Annotated in this window: 15 protein-coding genes; 7 read left to right on the top strand and 8 right to left on the bottom strand. The window is 64.3% G+C overall.

Translation table 11 applies throughout. From position 1 onward, the window contains the following. Positions 1-6: 6 nt before the first annotated feature. The 5 genes from KTQ36_RS08795 to KTQ36_RS08775 are packed head-to-tail and all read left to right on the top strand — an operon-like array spanning position 7 to position 4,704. Positions 7-993: an adenosine kinase gene (locus KTQ36_RS08795; protein WP_218633298.1), complete on the top strand. Its 987-nt coding sequence runs from the start codon at positions 7-9 to the stop codon at positions 991-993. A gap of 2 nt (positions 994-995) precedes the next feature. Continuing rightward, positions 996-1,565 (top strand): LOG family protein, encoded by a 570-nt coding sequence (locus tag KTQ36_RS08790; RefSeq protein ID WP_218633895.1) that lies wholly within the window; start codon positions 996-998, stop codon positions 1,563-1,565. 31 nt (positions 1,566-1,596) lie between these two features. Further along, positions 1,597-2,883 (top strand): NupC/NupG family nucleoside CNT transporter, encoded by a 1,287-nt coding sequence (locus tag KTQ36_RS08785; RefSeq protein ID WP_218633297.1) that lies wholly within the window; start codon positions 1,597-1,599, stop codon positions 2,881-2,883. 43 nt (positions 2,884-2,926) lie between these two features. Further along, positions 2,927-3,877: an isopenicillin N synthase family dioxygenase gene (locus KTQ36_RS08780; RefSeq protein ID WP_218633296.1), complete on the top strand. Its 951-nt coding sequence runs from the start codon at positions 2,927-2,929 to the stop codon at positions 3,875-3,877. Positions 3,878-3,915: 38 nt separating this feature from the next. After that, on the top strand, positions 3,916-4,704 hold the full coding sequence (locus tag KTQ36_RS08775) for a thioesterase family protein (protein WP_218633295.1): 789 nt from the start codon (positions 3,916-3,918) through the stop codon (positions 4,702-4,704). On the opposite strand, the gene KTQ36_RS08770 is transcribed toward KTQ36_RS08775, so the two are convergent. Next, complete coding sequence (locus tag KTQ36_RS08770; protein WP_218633294.1) at positions 4,701-5,855, bottom strand: GGDEF domain-containing protein; 1,155 nt, start codon at positions 5,853-5,855, stop codon at positions 4,701-4,703. The genes KTQ36_RS08775 and KTQ36_RS08770 overlap by 4 nt on opposite strands. 127 nt (positions 5,856-5,982) lie before the next feature. Next, positions 5,983-6,426 carry a cytidine deaminase gene (locus KTQ36_RS08765; protein WP_218633293.1) on the bottom strand — a complete coding sequence of 148 codons (444 nt, stop codon included), beginning with the start codon at positions 6,424-6,426 and terminating at the stop codon, positions 5,983-5,985. A gap of 46 nt (positions 6,427-6,472) precedes the next feature. On the opposite strand from KTQ36_RS08765, the gene KTQ36_RS08760 reads away from it, so the two are divergent. Next, on the top strand, positions 6,473-8,221 hold the full coding sequence (locus KTQ36_RS08760; RefSeq protein WP_218633292.1) for a bifunctional metallophosphatase/5'-nucleotidase: 1,749 nt from the start codon (positions 6,473-6,475) through the stop codon (positions 8,219-8,221). Here KTQ36_RS08760 and KTQ36_RS08755 read toward each other — a convergent pair. The 6 genes from KTQ36_RS08755 to KTQ36_RS08730 all read right to left on the bottom strand — a co-directional run bounded on the left by KTQ36_RS08755 (position 8,218) and on the right by KTQ36_RS08730 (position 13,817). After that, positions 8,218-9,672: an AMP nucleosidase gene (locus tag KTQ36_RS08755; RefSeq protein ID WP_218633291.1), complete on the bottom strand. Its 1,455-nt coding sequence runs from the start codon at positions 9,670-9,672 to the stop codon at positions 8,218-8,220. The genes KTQ36_RS08760 and KTQ36_RS08755 overlap by 4 nt on opposite strands. Before the next feature lie 28 nt (positions 9,673-9,700). Beyond that, entirely contained in the window at positions 9,701-11,014 is a 1,314-nt protein-coding gene (locus KTQ36_RS08750; RefSeq protein ID WP_218633290.1) for a serine hydrolase domain-containing protein, read from the bottom strand. A 193-nt stretch (positions 11,015-11,207) separates the two neighbouring features. Further along, positions 11,208-11,828, bottom strand: coding sequence for a 30S ribosomal protein S9 (rpsI, locus tag KTQ36_RS08745; protein WP_255554470.1), 621 nt, complete (start codon positions 11,826-11,828; stop codon positions 11,208-11,210). A 3-nt stretch (positions 11,829-11,831) separates the two neighbouring features. Beyond that, positions 11,832-12,311 carry a 50S ribosomal protein L13 gene (gene rplM / locus KTQ36_RS08740; protein WP_218633289.1) on the bottom strand — a complete coding sequence of 160 codons (480 nt, stop codon included), beginning with the start codon at positions 12,309-12,311 and terminating at the stop codon, positions 11,832-11,834. A gap of 145 nt (positions 12,312-12,456) precedes the next feature. After that, positions 12,457-12,786 (bottom strand): divalent-cation tolerance protein CutA, encoded by a 330-nt coding sequence (gene cutA / locus KTQ36_RS08735; RefSeq protein WP_218633288.1) that lies wholly within the window; start codon positions 12,784-12,786, stop codon positions 12,457-12,459. After that, on the bottom strand, positions 12,783-13,817 hold the full coding sequence (locus tag KTQ36_RS08730) for a COX15/CtaA family protein (protein ID WP_218633287.1): 1,035 nt from the start codon (positions 13,815-13,817) through the stop codon (positions 12,783-12,785). The genes cutA and KTQ36_RS08730 overlap by 4 nt, the downstream gene beginning before the upstream one ends. A gap of 131 nt (positions 13,818-13,948) precedes the next feature. Between KTQ36_RS08730 and KTQ36_RS08725 the strand changes: the two genes are divergently transcribed. Then, a complete protein-coding gene (locus tag KTQ36_RS08725; RefSeq protein WP_218633286.1) occupies positions 13,949-14,317 on the top strand; it encodes a MerC domain-containing protein in 369 nt (122 codons plus the stop codon). Positions 14,318-14,333: the final 16 nt, after the last annotated feature.

Below are 14,333 nucleotides of genomic sequence, written 5' to 3'. Positions count from 1 at the left end.
GGGATCATGGCGGACACGCGGTTCGATATTGTGGCAATGGGCGATGCGATCGTCGACGTGATTGCCGCCTGCGACGACGACTTTCTGGAAGAATACGGCCTGCCGCGCGGGTCGATGCAATTGCTGTCCCCCGAGGCCGCCGACGCGCTTTACGACGCGATGGGCCAGGCGCGCGAAACAAGCGGGGGCTCGGCCGCCAACTCGATGGCGGGGATTGCCGCGATGGGCGGTCGCGCCGCCTTTATCGGGCAGGTCGCCGAGGACCAGCTGGGCATGATCTTCGAGCATGACCTCAAATCGCTGGGCGTGTATTTCGATACGCCGCCGTTGATCGGCGGGCCGCCGACGGGCCGCTGCCTGATCCTCGTGACGCCCGACGGGCAGCGCACGATGAACACCGCGCCCGGCGCAAGCCACGAACTGGTTGCCGAGACAATTAGCGAAACGCTGATCCGCGACAGCGCGATCCTTTATCTCGAAGGCTATCTGTTCGGGCCCGACAAGCCGCGCGCGGCGATGAAAAAGGCCGTCGAGATCGCGCATAATGCGGGCCGCGAGGTCGCCTTCACCCTGTCCGAGAGCGTGTGCATCACCGAGCGCGCCGACCGCTTCACCCGCTTTATCGAGAGTGGATCGGTCGACCTGCTTTTCTGCAACGAAGACGAGGCGATCATGCTGACCGGCGAGGCGGATCTCGAAGCGGCGATCGCGTCGCTGCGGCCCATGGTGCCGACGCTCGTCATCACGCGAGGCGAACATGGCGCGCTGGTCGATAGCCAAGGCGAGCGCGTCGAAGTGCCCGCGGCGCCGGTCGACAAGGTCGTCGATACGACAGGCGCGGGCGACATGTTCGCGGCAGGCTTCCTTGCTGCGCGCGCACGCGGGCTCGACGCGAAAACCTGTCTCGAGAAGGGCGCACTGGCCGCGGCGGAAGTCATCCAGCATTATGGCGCGCGTCCCGAAGGCAATCTGAAAGAGAAAGTCGGCTTGTGACGATCAAGAAGCTCGCTGTTTATTGCGGCTCGAAGCCCGGCGCGGACCCGGCCTATACCAAGGCCGCCGAAGAGCTCGCCGACCTGATGGTCAGCAAGGGCATCGACCTCGTCTATGGCGGCGGCAAGCTTGGGCTGATGGGCGTCACCGCCGATCGCGTGCTGGCGGGCGGCGGCAAGGTCTATGGCGTGATCCCGCAGGCGCTGGTCGACGTTGAAGTCGCGCATACTGGCTGCACCGAGCTCTATCCGGTCGCCAACATGCACGAGCGCAAGGCCAAGATGACCGAGCTCGCCGACGCCTTCGTCTGCCTGCCGGGCGGCATCGGGACGCTCGACGAATTGTTCGAGGCGTGGACGTGGAATGCGCTCGGCTATCACTCCAAGCCCTTCTGCCTCTTAAATGTCGGGGCCTTCTGGGACGGGCTCGACGGCTTCATGGATACGGTCGTGCGGCAGGGCTTCCTGTCGCAAGAGCGTCGCACACAGCTGATGCTCGCAGCCGATCCGGCCGAAGCATTGAAAAAGCTGGACGAAGCCGCCGCCAACGCTTCAGAAGGCATGGTCTGGTAAAGTCACACGCGCCGGGGGAGGGCGTCACTTCATGCAAATCCTGATGAGCCTTGCGGGCATCGCCCTCATCCTTCTTCTCGCCTACCTGCTGTCGACCGACCGCAAGTCGATCCGGCTGCGTGTCGTCGGCGCGGCCTTCGCGCTGCAGGCGGGGATCGCGGCGCTGGTGCTGGCGACCAGCTGGGGCGCGCAGGGGCTCGAATGGATGGCCAATGGCGTCTCCGCGCTGCTCGGCTACTCGGCGGCGGGGACGCAATTCCTGTTCGGCCCGAACGAGAGCAACCCGCTCGCCAACACGTTCGTGATCGCCGCGCTGCCCGTGATCGTGTTCTTCGCGGCGCTCATCAGCATTCTCTACTATCTCGGCATCATGCAGCTGATCATCAAATGGGTCGGCGGCGCGCTGCAGAAGATTACCGGCATTACCAAGGTCGAAAGCCTCGCTTCGGCAGCGAACATTTTCGTCGGCCAGTCGGAAAGCCCGCTAGTGGTGAAGCCCTACCTCGCGACCCTCGCGCCAAGCCAGCTCTTCACGATCATGAGCGTGGGCATGGCGGGCGTCGCGGGCACGATCCTCGCAGCCTATGCGGCGATGGGGATCGACATCGAATATCTGCTCGCCGCCGCCTTCATGTCGGCACCCGGCGGGATCATGATGGCCAAGATCATCATGCCCGATCCCAAGGCCGAAGTCCTCGAGACCGACGGAGATGCCGCGGTCGCCAAGGCACCCAAGGGGGCGGTGCCGGCCGCGCTCGAGGACGATGTCGACGAAGTCGATCCGCACGGCGATGAAGAAAAGCCCGCCAACATCATCATGGCCGCCGCGATGGGCGCGCAGACGGGTGTGAAGCTGGCCGTCGCCGTCGCCGCGATGGTGCTCGCCTTCGTCGCTCTGGTCGCGCTCGCCAACGGCATCCTCGGCGGGATCGGCGGCTGGTTCGGCTATGACGGCCTGACCTTCCAGCAGGTCGTCGGCTATATCTTCCAGCCGATCATGTACCTGATCGGCGTGCCGTGGGAGGAAGCCAATATCGCGGGCGGCCTGTTCGGCACAAAAGTCGTACTCAACGAGTTCGTCGCCTTCATCGATCTCGGCGCGATGGAAAATCTCGCGCCGCGCACGGTCGCGATCGTGACCTTTGCGCTGTGCGGCTTTGCCAACTTCTCCTCGATCGCGATCCAGATGGCGGTGACCGGCGGCCTCGCGCCCAACCAGCGCCCGACCATCGCCCGCCTTGGCCTGCGAGCCTTGGCGGCGGGTTCGCTCGCCAACCTGATGTCCGCGGCGCTGGCAGGGCTGCTGCTCAGCCTGTAGCTGGCAATTGCACCCGCCACGCGGTGGGGCTAAGGACGCGCGCATGACTGATGTGATCACCAGCGACAAGGTCGCCACCGTTTCGCTCGCCGATGCCGACGGCAACATGGACAAGCTTGCCCAGGACCTCGGCAACAGCTTCGTCGAATATGGTTTTGCCATCGTGAAGGACCACGGGATTCCGCAGGACCTGATCGACCGCGCCTATGCCATGGCCGAGCAATATTTCGCGCTGCCCGAAGAGGTGAAAAAGAAATATCACGTCGAGGGTGGCGGCGGCGCGCGTGGCTACACGCCGTTCGGGGTCGAGACCGCGAAGGGCGCGAACGCCTACGACCTCAAGGAATTCTACCATGTCGGGCGCGACCTGCCCGAAGGCCACCGCTTCCGCGACCATATGGACGACAATGTCTGGCCCGAAGAGATCGAGGGCTTCAAGGAGACCTTTCAGGAGCTTTATGCCGAGTTCGACAAGGCGGGCGCCAAATTGCTTTCCGCCGTCGAGCGCTTCCTGGGGATCGAGGAAGGCTTCCTGGTTGATGCGATCGAGGACGGCAATTCGGTAATGCGCATGCTCCATTATCCGCCGATCCCCGCGCAGCCGGGCGAGCATATCCGCGCGGGCGCGCATGGTGACATCAACGCAATCACGCTGCTGCTGGGCGCCGAAGAGGCCGGCCTCCAGCTTCTCACCCGCGAAGGCAAATGGCTCGACGTGAAGCCGGGGCCGGGCGAACTGGCGATCAATATCGGTGACATGCTCGACCGGCTGACCAACGGCTACCTGCCCTCGACCCAGCATCGCGTGATCAATCCGGCGCCCGAGCGCGCCTCGGCCTCGCGCTATTCGATGCCCTTCTTCCTGCACTTCCGCAGCGACTTCGAGATCAAGGCGCTGCCGAGCTGCGTGCCGGAGGGCGAAGAACCCAAATATCCGCCGATCACCGCCGACGAATATCTCCAGCAGCGCCTGCGCGAGATCAAGCTGAAGTAATCGGTAGCGATTTGAAACTGCTCTGCTAGGCCGGCCAAATGGCAAGATTGGCAGAGAGTTTCGAGGCGCTGGTCCGCGACGGCGATCGCTTTACCATCGAGGCGCCGACAGAGTGGGCGCAGGGGCGCACCCTCTATGGTGGTATGACGCTCGCCTTGGCCCATGAAGCCGCGCGGCGATATTTTGACGACCTACCTCCGCTGCTCAGCGCACAGTGTGTCTTCGTCGGACCGGCAAGCGGCACCATCCACTTTCTTCCCGGCCTGCTCAGGCGCGGACGATCGACGACGATGGTCGCGGTCGAGGCGGTGGGGGATCAGGGACCGATCCTGCGCGCTAGCTTCGTGTTTGGCGCAAGCAGGGATAGCGCCGTCAGCGTCGACGCACCCGGACTTCCAGAGGTGAGCACACCCGACGATGCCATTCCTCTATTCGCCACGGGCAACGAGCGCGCACCCGGATTTACCGCCAATTTCGATATGCGATTGGGCGGCGGGGCGCAGGGTGTTTCGGGCGGCGAGCCGATGATGGCAACCTGGGCGCGCTTCAGGGAGGCTCCTGGGGCAAACCCGGTCTCGGCACTGCTGGCGCTCGCCGATGCGCCGCCGCCGGCAGCCATTACCCGCTTTCCGACGCTAGCGCCCTTGTCGAGCGTCACCTGGCACATCGACCTGGTCGAACAGCCTGACGATGTCGACGGCTGGCACCTTCTTCGCGCGAATGCCGAGCATGCGGCCGACGGGATGACGACGCAGGACATGAAGCTTTGGCGCGAAGATGGACTGCTGCTCGCAATCGGGCGTCAGTCGATCGCAATTTTCGCCTAGCCCGTGGCGACCATCGTGTCGTTGGCGGGTATCCGGACGCTGCCATCGCCGATACGGGTCTGGTTGCGGCCCTTCTTCTTGGCCTCGTACAGCGCGGCGTCGGCCTGCTGGAGCGCGCGGGCGAGGCATTCGCCGCGGCGATAGGTGGCGATGCCGAAACTGGCGGTGAAACGCAGGTCCGCGCCTCTTAGCCGCGAAGAGGCGAAGCGATTGCGGATTCGCTCGATCTGCACGAATGCCTCGTCGGCGGTTTCGCCCGGGAGATAGAGCGCGAACTCGTCACCGCCCATGCGCCCGGCAATCGGGACATTGCGCGAAAGGATTTTGGCGAACGAGGCGATGGCATGGTCGCCGACCGAGTGGCCGTGGCTGTCATTGACCTGCTTGAAATTGTCGATGTCGCAAAAGACGACCGAGCCCACGGCTGCGCGGTTGAGCGCGACTTGTTCCCGGAAGGCTTCGCGATTGAGCAGGCCCGTGGCGACATCGCGTGACGTGCTGAAGCGCAGGTCGATGACCATCTGGCTGAGCCCGCGAAACATCAGGAGGACGACCACCGCCGCCATGAGGAGGCCTGACGACAGCAGCATGGTTGTCTCGAAGGGCGCCAGCAGGAATTCGGCGTACGGTGTCTCGGGTGAGAATTCGGCAAGCCAGAGCGGCACCCGCGCGACGAATAGCATGGCGGCGGCGACTAGCACCGCCATCAATGGCCAGTCGAGAAAATGGTGCGGGCGCTGACGAATGAGCAGGAAAACGATTTCGAGAAGCGCAACGGCGAGGGTGACCTTGAGCAGGATCGCGATATAGAGATAGGGGGCCCCGGCGTAGAGCATCAGCATCGCAAAGCCTGCCGCGCCCGCGACCAGTTTCCAAAAGCGCTTGTGGCGCGGTGCATCGAGCACGAGGCGAACGGCTTCGCCAATGCAGAAGATGGCAGCCGGCATCGCGACGATCGCAACCGCCACTTCCATGCGCGAGGTGGGCAGGAGGTCGAGCAGGACGGTCAGCGTCGAAGTGAAGAGTAGCGCGCCCACCAACCAGGCGAGCGAGGATTCGCTGCGCATCGCGGCGTAGAGTCCGGCGCAGATCAGCGCGAGAAACGCAAAGACGCCGAGCTGAAAACTCAGCACGCTTACCGTGTCGGCCATGATGCTCCCTCGGATTCGACGACAAGGGATCGCGAACGCAAACCAGGCGATCTGGTCGCCTCATGCCGGATTTGGCGAAAAAATTGAAGCGGTTGGGGATGGGTGCCCCAAATTGGCGCAGTGGAGCCTATTCGGCGTCGCGTAGTGCTTCGGGTCCGAAGCCGTGGGGGATGATGTCGCGGATGCGCAGGACCTCGCAGGCCTTGCCGTCACCCGACGCGGCGAAGATCTCGATATTTCTGCCCGACAGATGCGAGGCTTCGAGGATGGCCTGACGGCAGCCGCCGCAGGGTGTGACCGCCTGTTCGCCCTTCAATTCGCTGCCCGAACCATCGCCGCCCGCAACCGCGATACGCGCGACCTTGTCGACCCCGAAGGTGTGCTGGGCGGTCGTTAGCGCGCTCTGCTCGGCACACAGGCCGAGGCGGTAGCATGCATTTTCCATGTTGGCGCCGGTGACGATTTCGCCGTCCACGCTCTCGATCGCGCAGCCGACCGAAAAGCCCGAATAGGGCGCATAGGCCTTGAGCGCGGCGGAACGGGCGAGGGCAATCAACTCTTCTTTGGTCATGACATTGTCTCTAGGGGCCGCTAGCGCTCCGATCAAAGGAGAAAAGATGCGCCACCTGCTGCTTGCCGCCACCGCCCTGACGCTCACCGCCTGCACCACCGCCTACGAAGGCGAGGTCGCCGAAGTCGCGCCTGCGCCCGCGACGACGGAGATACAGCTGCTCGCGATCAACGACCTTCACGGTCGTCTGGAGGCGCCGGAACAGGCAGTGCCCGTGACAATGGACGACGGAAGTGTGCAATTCGTCCCTGCAGGCGGCGTGGCTTACTTGTCGGGTGCGCTGAAGGCGCTGCGCACGGACAAGAGCATCACTGTTGCGGCGGGCGACCTCATCGGCGCTACGCCGATCGCCTCGGCACTGTTCCTCGACGAGCCAACGATCGACGCGCTCGACCTCATGGGGCTCGATTATTCGGCGCTCGGCAATCACGAGTTCGACAAGGGCGTCGACGAGCTCAAGAGGATCCAGAACGGGGGCTGCGAGAAATTTGCAAACCTTACCCCCTGTGCGCTCGACGGCAGCTTCGACGGGGCGGATTTCACCTATCTGGGTGCCAACGTCTTCCTGCCCGACGGGACCAACCTGTTTCCTGACGCAGTGGTGCACGATCTCGGCGAGGTTCAGATCGGCGTGATCGGTCTCCCGCTCGCCGACGTACCAAGCCTTGTCGCACCGAATTTGGTCGACGGCCTAATCTTCGCCGACGAAGCGGAGGTCGCAAATGCGCTCGTCCCGCGTCTCAAGGCGGAAGGAGCCGATACGATCGTGCTGCTGATCCATGAAGGCGCGCGAGGCATCGAGCGCTGGGACGATCCCCAATGCGTCGGCCTATCCGGTTCGGTGCTTCCCATCGTCGAGAAACTCGATCCCGCAATCTCGGTGGTTGTCTCGGGCCATACGCATTTCAGCTACGACTGCACGCTGCCGATGCCGAACGGGACAGGCGAGCGCCTTCTGACGAGTGCGGGTCGCTACGGAATCATGCTGACCGATATCCGGCTGACGTTCGAAGGCGATAGGCTTGTTGCCAAGGAGGCTGACAATATCGTCGTTCAAGGCGACCCCTACACAGATCGCGGCGGCAATGCCGTCGTGCCGTCCGACGCCCTGCCGCGATTCGCGCCGGACCCGGAGATGATCGAGTTGGTCGACCGGGTCGTTGAAGGCGCCCGTCCGTTCGCCAGCCGTATCGTCGGAAAGCTGCCCGGAACGCTGATGGACGACCCCGACGACCTTGAAAGCCCGGCGGCCAATCTGATCGCCGATGCGCAACTCGCGGCGACGCGGGCGCCTGATAGGGGCAACGCAGACCTCGCCTTCATCAATGGTGGCGGCGTGCGCGCGCCGATCGTTCCGGGAAGCGACGGCAGCGTATCCTATGCGGCACTGTTTACGGTCCAGCCTTTCGGCAACACACTGATGACGGTGACGCTCACCGGCGCGCAACTTAAAGCGCTGCTCGAGCAGCAATTCGTCGATGCCGAGGGCAATGACGAGCATTACCATCTGATTCCGAGCGGCAACTTCACTTTCGCCTACGATCTTTCGCGCCCGGCGGGCGACCGCATCGTCTCCATGACACTCGACGGTGAGCCGATCGACCCTGCGCGTGACTATCGCGTCACGACCAACAATTTCGTCGCCAATGGCGGTGACGGCTACACGGTGTTCACGCAGGGCCGCGACCGCACAGGCGCGGGCAACGACCTCGACGCGCTGATCGCCTATATCGCCGAGGGCCGCGACCCACCCCCGCTGGGGCGGATCCGCGACTTTACTCCGGCCAACGACTAACGCAGCGGCGGTTCGTCGAAGCTGCGTAGCTTGCGGCTGTGGAGGCCGGGACCTTCGTGGCGCAGGATGTCGAGCGCCTTGATACCGGTGCGCAGATGCTGCCCGATCGCCTTTTCGTAGAATGCGTTGGCCTGGCCGGGCAGCTTTAGCTCGCCATGGAGCGGCTTGTCCGACACGCATAGCAGCGTCCCGTAAGGCACGCGGAAGCGATAGCCCTGCGCGGCGATGGTCGCCGATTCCATGTCGATGCCGACCGCGCGGCTCTGGTCGAAGCGCCAGGCCGAGAGGGTGAAGCGAAGCTCCCAGTTGCGGTCGTCGGTGGTCACCACCGTGCCGGTGCGCAGTCGCTTCTTGAGCTCTTCCTCGCCTTCGCCAGTCACCTCGAGCGCGGCGTCGAACATCGCGGTTTGCACCTCGGCGATCGCGGGGATCGGGATTTCGGGGGCGAGCACGTCGTCGAGCACATGGTCGTCGCGCAGATAAGCGTGGGCGAGCACATAATCGCCGATGGTCTGCGAGGGACGTAGGCCGCCGCAATGGCCGATCATCAGCCATGCCTCGGGACGCAGCACCGCGATATGGTCGCAGATCGTCTTCGCGTTGGACGGGCCGACGCCGATGTTGACCAGGGTGATGCCCGTGCCGTTTGCCGCGACGAGATGATAGGCGGGCATCTGGTGGCGGCGCCACGTGCCGGCCGCAATCTCGGCCTCGGCATTTTCCAGCTGGCCGCGTTCGTAATAGCCGCCGGGTACCGAAAAGCCGGTGAAGCGGCTGTCGGGCTTACGCAATTCCTCGATCGCGAAGCGCACGAACTCGTCGACATAGCGGACATAGTTGGTGAACAGCACATAATGCTGGAAGTGCTCGACCGGCGTGCCGGTATAATGCTTGAGGCGGGCGAGCGAAAAGTCGGTGCGCGGACCGTCGAACAGCGCCAGCGGGCGGCTGGTGCGGCGGTTGAAGTCCCACACGCCGTCGGCAATCTCGTCACCGATCAGCTCGAGGTCGGAAGAGGGGAACCATCGCGACAGCTCGGCAGTGGTCGCGCCCTTGAGGTCAAGGTCTCCGCCGTCGAGGACGAAGGGGTAGGGGATTTCGACCCGCGACTTCTCGACGCTGACCGTGACCGGATAGTCGTTGACCAGGTGGCAGAGCTGCTCCTTGAGATAGTCGCGGAACAGCTTGGGCCGCGCGATCGAGGTCGCATAGGTGCCCGGCGTCGTCAGCCGTGCGAAGGCGCGTGCCGGCGTCGGCGAGGGGCTTTCGGGATCATAGTCGACGCGCAGTTCGGGATAGGCGAAAAGCCCGTCGTCGCGCGCTTCCTTGCCGGGCCGCGTCCCGTCATTGGCATAGTCGGTCAGTCCGTTGCGGAGATTGGCGACCGAAGTTTCGTAAATCGCCTCCAGTTCGTCGAGGAGGCCGTCAATTTCATTCTCTTTCGTATACATCGGCAAGCGCTTGGTCGAAAACGCGTCTTCATGCAAGTTTTTGGCGCATCGCCGCTCTTACCGCTGCCGCTCCATGTCCGCGATGAGCCACGAGCCGAGCAGGTCCGGATCGGCAGTATTGTTGTTGATCAGCACGACCGCCGCGCGATCCGTGTCGGGATCGGCCCACATCGAGCTCTTGAACCCGCCCGTCCCGCCATTGTGGAACAGCACGCCGTCCTTGGTGATCGGGGGTGAGCACGCCCAGCCCGATGTTCAGCCCGCCCTGAACGCTCTTCGGGTCGGCGGTGATGAGGTCGACGTGCCGCGACCATGTCTCGCCCGGTTCGGCGAGCGTGTAGGCGAAGCGTGCCATGTCGCCGATGGTCGAGCGCAGCGCGCCGGCCGCGGCCAGCGTCTGGAAGGTCCACGGACTGGCTTCCCCCTGCGGATTGTGCCCGGCCACGCTCCGCTCGTCGATCTCGAAGTCGGTGTCGGCCAGTCCCATCGGGCGCACGATCCGCTCCAGCAACGCGGTCTTGAAGTCGCTCCCCGCCCGCTTGCCGAGAATATAGCCGAGCAGGCCGACCGCCCCGTTGGAATATTCGTATGCCTCGTCGGGCGCACGGGCGGGCTCGACGTTGCGGATCCAGTGGAGCAGCATCTCCTCGTCATAGCTCGCATAGGGGTCGGGCAGCTGCGCGAAGGGCATCAGGTTGGCGGGCAGGCGCGGCAGCCCACTATGATGGTTGGACAGCTGGCGCAGCGTGATGGCGGCCACCGCTGCATCGTCGATCCCGTCGATATGGTCGCCGATCGGATCGTTCAGCCCGACCGTGCCGTCGAGCACCATGTCGGCGAGCAGGAGCGCGGTGAAGACTTTCGTCACCGAGCCGATCTCGAACCGCCGATCGGCATCGAGACCGTCGCTCAGGATGAAGCGCGCTTCTCCGTCCTCGACCAAGGCGACCGCGCCGACGACACCGTCCTGGTCGCCGACGGTGGCCGCGAGGCGCTCCGCGACCGCGTCATCGTCGGGCAGGTCCCAGCTGTCCGGCACGACCGGTCCCGTCGCCTCGACATCGGGCGCGCCGCGCTCGAGCGTCAGCGGCAAGCTCACGCCGCCCTGTTTCCACGCGCCGACCCAACGGCCTTCCTGCCATTCGCCTTCGTAGCGGCCACCCACCTGCGGCAAGTCGAACGAGAGGGCGGTATCGGTGACCTCGATGTTCGCCATCGCGAGCCCTATCGCGCCCTGGTCGATGCTGTCGAGCGTGCCCGAATAGCCGTCGTCCGTCCGCTCGATATGTGCGACGAGCCGCAGCTTCTGCCCCGCATCGAGCGTTCCCCACCAGTCGCCCACCACGTCTGGCTGTAGCGATGTCGCGGCGGCCGAAGCCGGTGGAGAGGCTTGCCCCGCGGTGCAGGCGAAAAGGGAGATGGCGGTGGCGGCGAGGATCTATTTCATAGCCGCAGCTTAAGCCGGGCACGCGCAAAGAAAAAGGGCCGCCCGACCAAAGTCGGACAGCCCGTTTTTCTGCTCGGAAGCTCTCGGCTTAACGCTTCGAGAACTGGAACGAACGACGTGCCTTGGCACGGCCGTATTTCTTACGCTCGACCACGCGGCTGTCGCGGGTGAGGAAGCCGGCGCGCTTCACGGTGGTGCGAAGCGCCGGTTCGTAGCGCGTCAGCGCCTGGGCGATCCCGTGCAGGACGGCACCGGCCTGGCCCGACAGGCCACCACCCTTGACGGTGGCGACGACGTCGTACTGGCCGACGCGGTCGGTGATGCCGAACGGCTGGCCGATGACCAGACGCTGGGTCGGACGGGCGAAATAGACCGCCTGGTCACGACCGTTGATCGTGATCTTGCCCTTGCCCGGCTTCAGCCAGACGCGCGCAACGGCGTCCTTACGACGACCGGTCGCATAAGCGCGGCCATGCTCGTCGAGCTCCTGTTCGCGCAGGGGCGCTTCTTCGACGACCGGCGTGTCGACGACGGTTTCTTCTTCGGCGGCGGCGTCATCAGCCGGCGCTTCGGTGGCTTCCGCAGCCTTTTCTTCGGTCTTGGTTTCCGCCTTGGCCGCAGCCTTGGTGGTTTTCTTGGGAGCCTTCTTCTCGGCTTCCTGTTCCTTGGTCATGTCGCCGAGGTCGGCGAGGGACTTCTTCTCAGCCATGGTTTACGCGCCCACCTTGTTCTTGCGGTTCATCGACGCGACGTCGAGAACTTCGGGGTTCTGACCGGCATGCGGATGCTCGGTACCGTTATAGAGGTGCAGGTTCTTCATGACCGCACGGCCGAGCGGGCCGCGGGGAACCATGTTCTTGACCGCCTTTTCAAGCACGCGCTCGGGGAACTTGCCTTCGAGAATCTTCTCGGGCGTCGTTTCCTTGATGCCGCCGACATAGCCGGTGTGCTTGTAGTAGATCTTCTTCTGCGCCTTGTTCGACGTGAAGCGGACCTTGTCGGCGTTGATGACCACGACGTGGTCGCCATTGTCGACGTGCGGCGTGAAGCTGGCTTTGTGCTTGCCGCGGATGAGGTTGGCGATGATCACGGCGACGCGGCCGACGACCAGCCCCTCGGCATCGATCAGATGCCATTTCTTTTCGACCTCGGCCGGTTTCATCGGCTTGGTGGTCTTCATGAGGGCCTTCATGGCAAATCCTTCATTGGATTTTGGTGTGAAACGAAACATAGCGCCTCCCGAGGGAAGCGCCGTTGGGCGCGCTATTGGCGCTGAGGCGCGAATAAGTCAAGCATTTCAGCGGGGTTGCTGACGGGTATTTTAATACCAGACGCCTTCAGGCGATGCGGTCTGGACCCGTATTTTCCTCGATCCAGCGGGCATAATCGTCGGGAATTGCGTTGATCGGCCAGATCGCGATCGCGGGGACATCGTAGCTGTGGAGCTCTTTGACCCGCGCGATCAGCGCGTCGGCCCGGTCCATGTCGGTCTTCGCGATGATCGGGACTTCGCGCGCGCGTTCGATCTTGCCGTCCCAGCGATAGACGCTGCTGACGGGGGGCAGGATGTTGCAGCAGGCGGCGAGCCGCTCGGCGACCAGCGCCTCGGCGATCGCGGTCGCTTCGGCTTCGTCGGCGCAGACGATCCAGGCGCTGGCCAGAGTCATCGCGGCATCCCGTTGACGTGCGCGCCCCACGCGACGCTTGCCACCAGCAAAGCGCCGACTGTCTGGTGGAGCACTGCGAGCACAATGTTCATGCCGGTCATCACCGTGGCGATGCCAAGGATGATCTGGATGCCGAAGGCGGTGTGGATGGCAATTGATGCCTTGCGTCCGACCGGCTTGACCGCGCGGGCGAGGAGGATGAGCGCGGCAACCGCGACCCATGCCCACCAGCGGTGCAACCAGTGGATGAGGTAGGGGTCGTGGGTGAAGGCGTAGAAGACGCCCTGGCTGTAGTCGATGCCCGCGGGCACGAACTCGCCCTGCATCAGCGGCCAGTCGCTGGCGATATAGCCCGCATCGAGCCCCGCAACCCAGGCACCCAGCAGCAGCTGGATGAAGAGTACGAAGGAAACCTCGATCGAGAGCGGGGTGAGGCGGCTGCGCGCAACCCCCGCCTTGAGCGCCTTGAGGTCGAGCGCGGTCCAGATCAGCCCGGCGAGGATGAACAGCGCGGTCAGCAGATGCGCCGACAGGCGGAAGTGCGAGACGTCGGTGCGATCGACGAGGCCTGACTGCACCATGTACCAGCCCAGCGCGCCCTGGCTTGCGCCCAGTGCGAGCAGGGCAAGCAGGCGCGGCTTGTAGCCCTGCGGAATTTGCTTCTTGAGCCAGAACCACAGGAGCGGCAGCGCGAAGGCGAGCCCGACGAGACGACCGAGCAGTCGGTGGAACCACTCCCAGAAATAGATGAACTTGTATTGCGACAGGTCCATCCCCGCAGGCCCGTTAATCTTGATATATTCGGGCGTCTGGCGATAGAGATCGAACTGCGCTTCCCATGCCTCCTGGCTGAGCGGGGGGAGGGTGCCGGTCACCAGGTCCCAGCGCGTGATCGACAGCCCGCTTTCGGTCAGTCGCGTGATCCCGCCCACCACGACCATCAGGAAGACGAGGATGGCGACGCCGTAAAGCCAGCGGGCGATGGCGACCGGACGGGCGGATTCGGGAAGAATCGAGACGTTGTCGTTCATGACCGGGGCTATTGGCGCGTGGCCAAGCCTTTGTGAAGACTGGTCGAAAGGCCACATCGTCGCGAAAAAGCCGCCAAAATGGCCGATGTGATGTTGTAACGTTTCGAATGTTACCTTATATCGCGTCGCAGATGACCCTTGCAGCCATCCCGACTCAGCGGCTCGACCGCATGGCTATCGGCCTGTCCGGCCTGTGCCTCGTCCATTGCCTCGCCACCAGCGTGCTGGTCGCGATGCTGGCGAGCGCGGGCGGACTGCTCGGCGCGTCTGCCATCCACGAGGGCGGGCTGGTCATCGCAATGTTGCTCGGCGCGGTCGCGCTGACCAAGGGCGCCTACGACCATGGCTATATGATGCCCGCCGCGATCGGGGGTCTCGGCCTCGGGGTCATGGGCGGCGCGCTGACGCTCCCGCATGACGGCAGCGAAATTCTCTCGACCATGGTCGGCGTGGGCATCCTCGCGCTGGGGCACCGCCTCAACGCGATCGCCGGCGACTGACCGACAAGTCCTTGTC

Origin of the sequence: Sphingomicrobium clamense, from assembly GCF_019264355.1 — a bacterium.
Classification (GTDB): Bacteria; Pseudomonadota; Alphaproteobacteria; order Sphingomonadales; family Sphingomonadaceae; genus Sphingomicrobium; species Sphingomicrobium clamense.
Note: the sequence above shows the minus strand (reverse complement) of the source record. Positions and strands in the feature narration are given on the sequence as shown.

Coding starts and splice junctions, on each gene's coding strand:
- KTQ36_RS08795 (WP_218633298.1), top strand. CDS start 7: ATGGCGGACACGCGGTTCGATATTGTGGCAATGGGCGATGCGATCGTC.
- KTQ36_RS08730 (WP_218633287.1), bottom strand. CDS start 13,817: ATGAACGACAACGTCTCGATTCTTCCCGAATCCGCCCGTCCGGTCGCC.
- rpsI (WP_255554470.1), bottom strand. CDS start 11,828: ATGGCTGAGAAGAAGTCCCTCGCCGACCTCGGCGACATGACCAAGGAA.
- KTQ36_RS08770 (WP_218633294.1), bottom strand. CDS start 5,855: ATGGCCGACACGGTAAGCGTGCTGAGTTTTCAGCTCGGCGTCTTTGCG.
- KTQ36_RS08780 (WP_218633296.1), top strand. CDS start 2,927: ATGACTGATGTGATCACCAGCGACAAGGTCGCCACCGTTTCGCTCGCC.
- rplM (WP_218633289.1), bottom strand. CDS start 12,311: ATGAAGGCCCTCATGAAGACCACCAAGCCGATGAAACCGGCCGAGGTC.
- KTQ36_RS08725 (WP_218633286.1), top strand. CDS start 13,949: ATGACCCTTGCAGCCATCCCGACTCAGCGGCTCGACCGCATGGCTATC.
- KTQ36_RS08765 (WP_218633293.1), bottom strand. CDS start 6,426: ATGACCAAAGAAGAGTTGATTGCCCTCGCCCGTTCCGCCGCGCTCAAG.
- KTQ36_RS08775 (WP_218633295.1), top strand. CDS start 3,916: ATGGCAAGATTGGCAGAGAGTTTCGAGGCGCTGGTCCGCGACGGCGAT.
- cutA (WP_218633288.1), bottom strand. CDS start 12,786: ATGACTCTGGCCAGCGCCTGGATCGTCTGCGCCGACGAAGCCGAAGCG.
- KTQ36_RS08785 (WP_218633297.1), top strand. CDS start 1,597: ATGCAAATCCTGATGAGCCTTGCGGGCATCGCCCTCATCCTTCTTCTC.
- KTQ36_RS08755 (WP_218633291.1), bottom strand. CDS start 9,672: ATGTATACGAAAGAGAATGAAATTGACGGCCTCCTCGACGAACTGGAG.
- KTQ36_RS08760 (WP_218633292.1), top strand. CDS start 6,473: ATGCGCCACCTGCTGCTTGCCGCCACCGCCCTGACGCTCACCGCCTGC.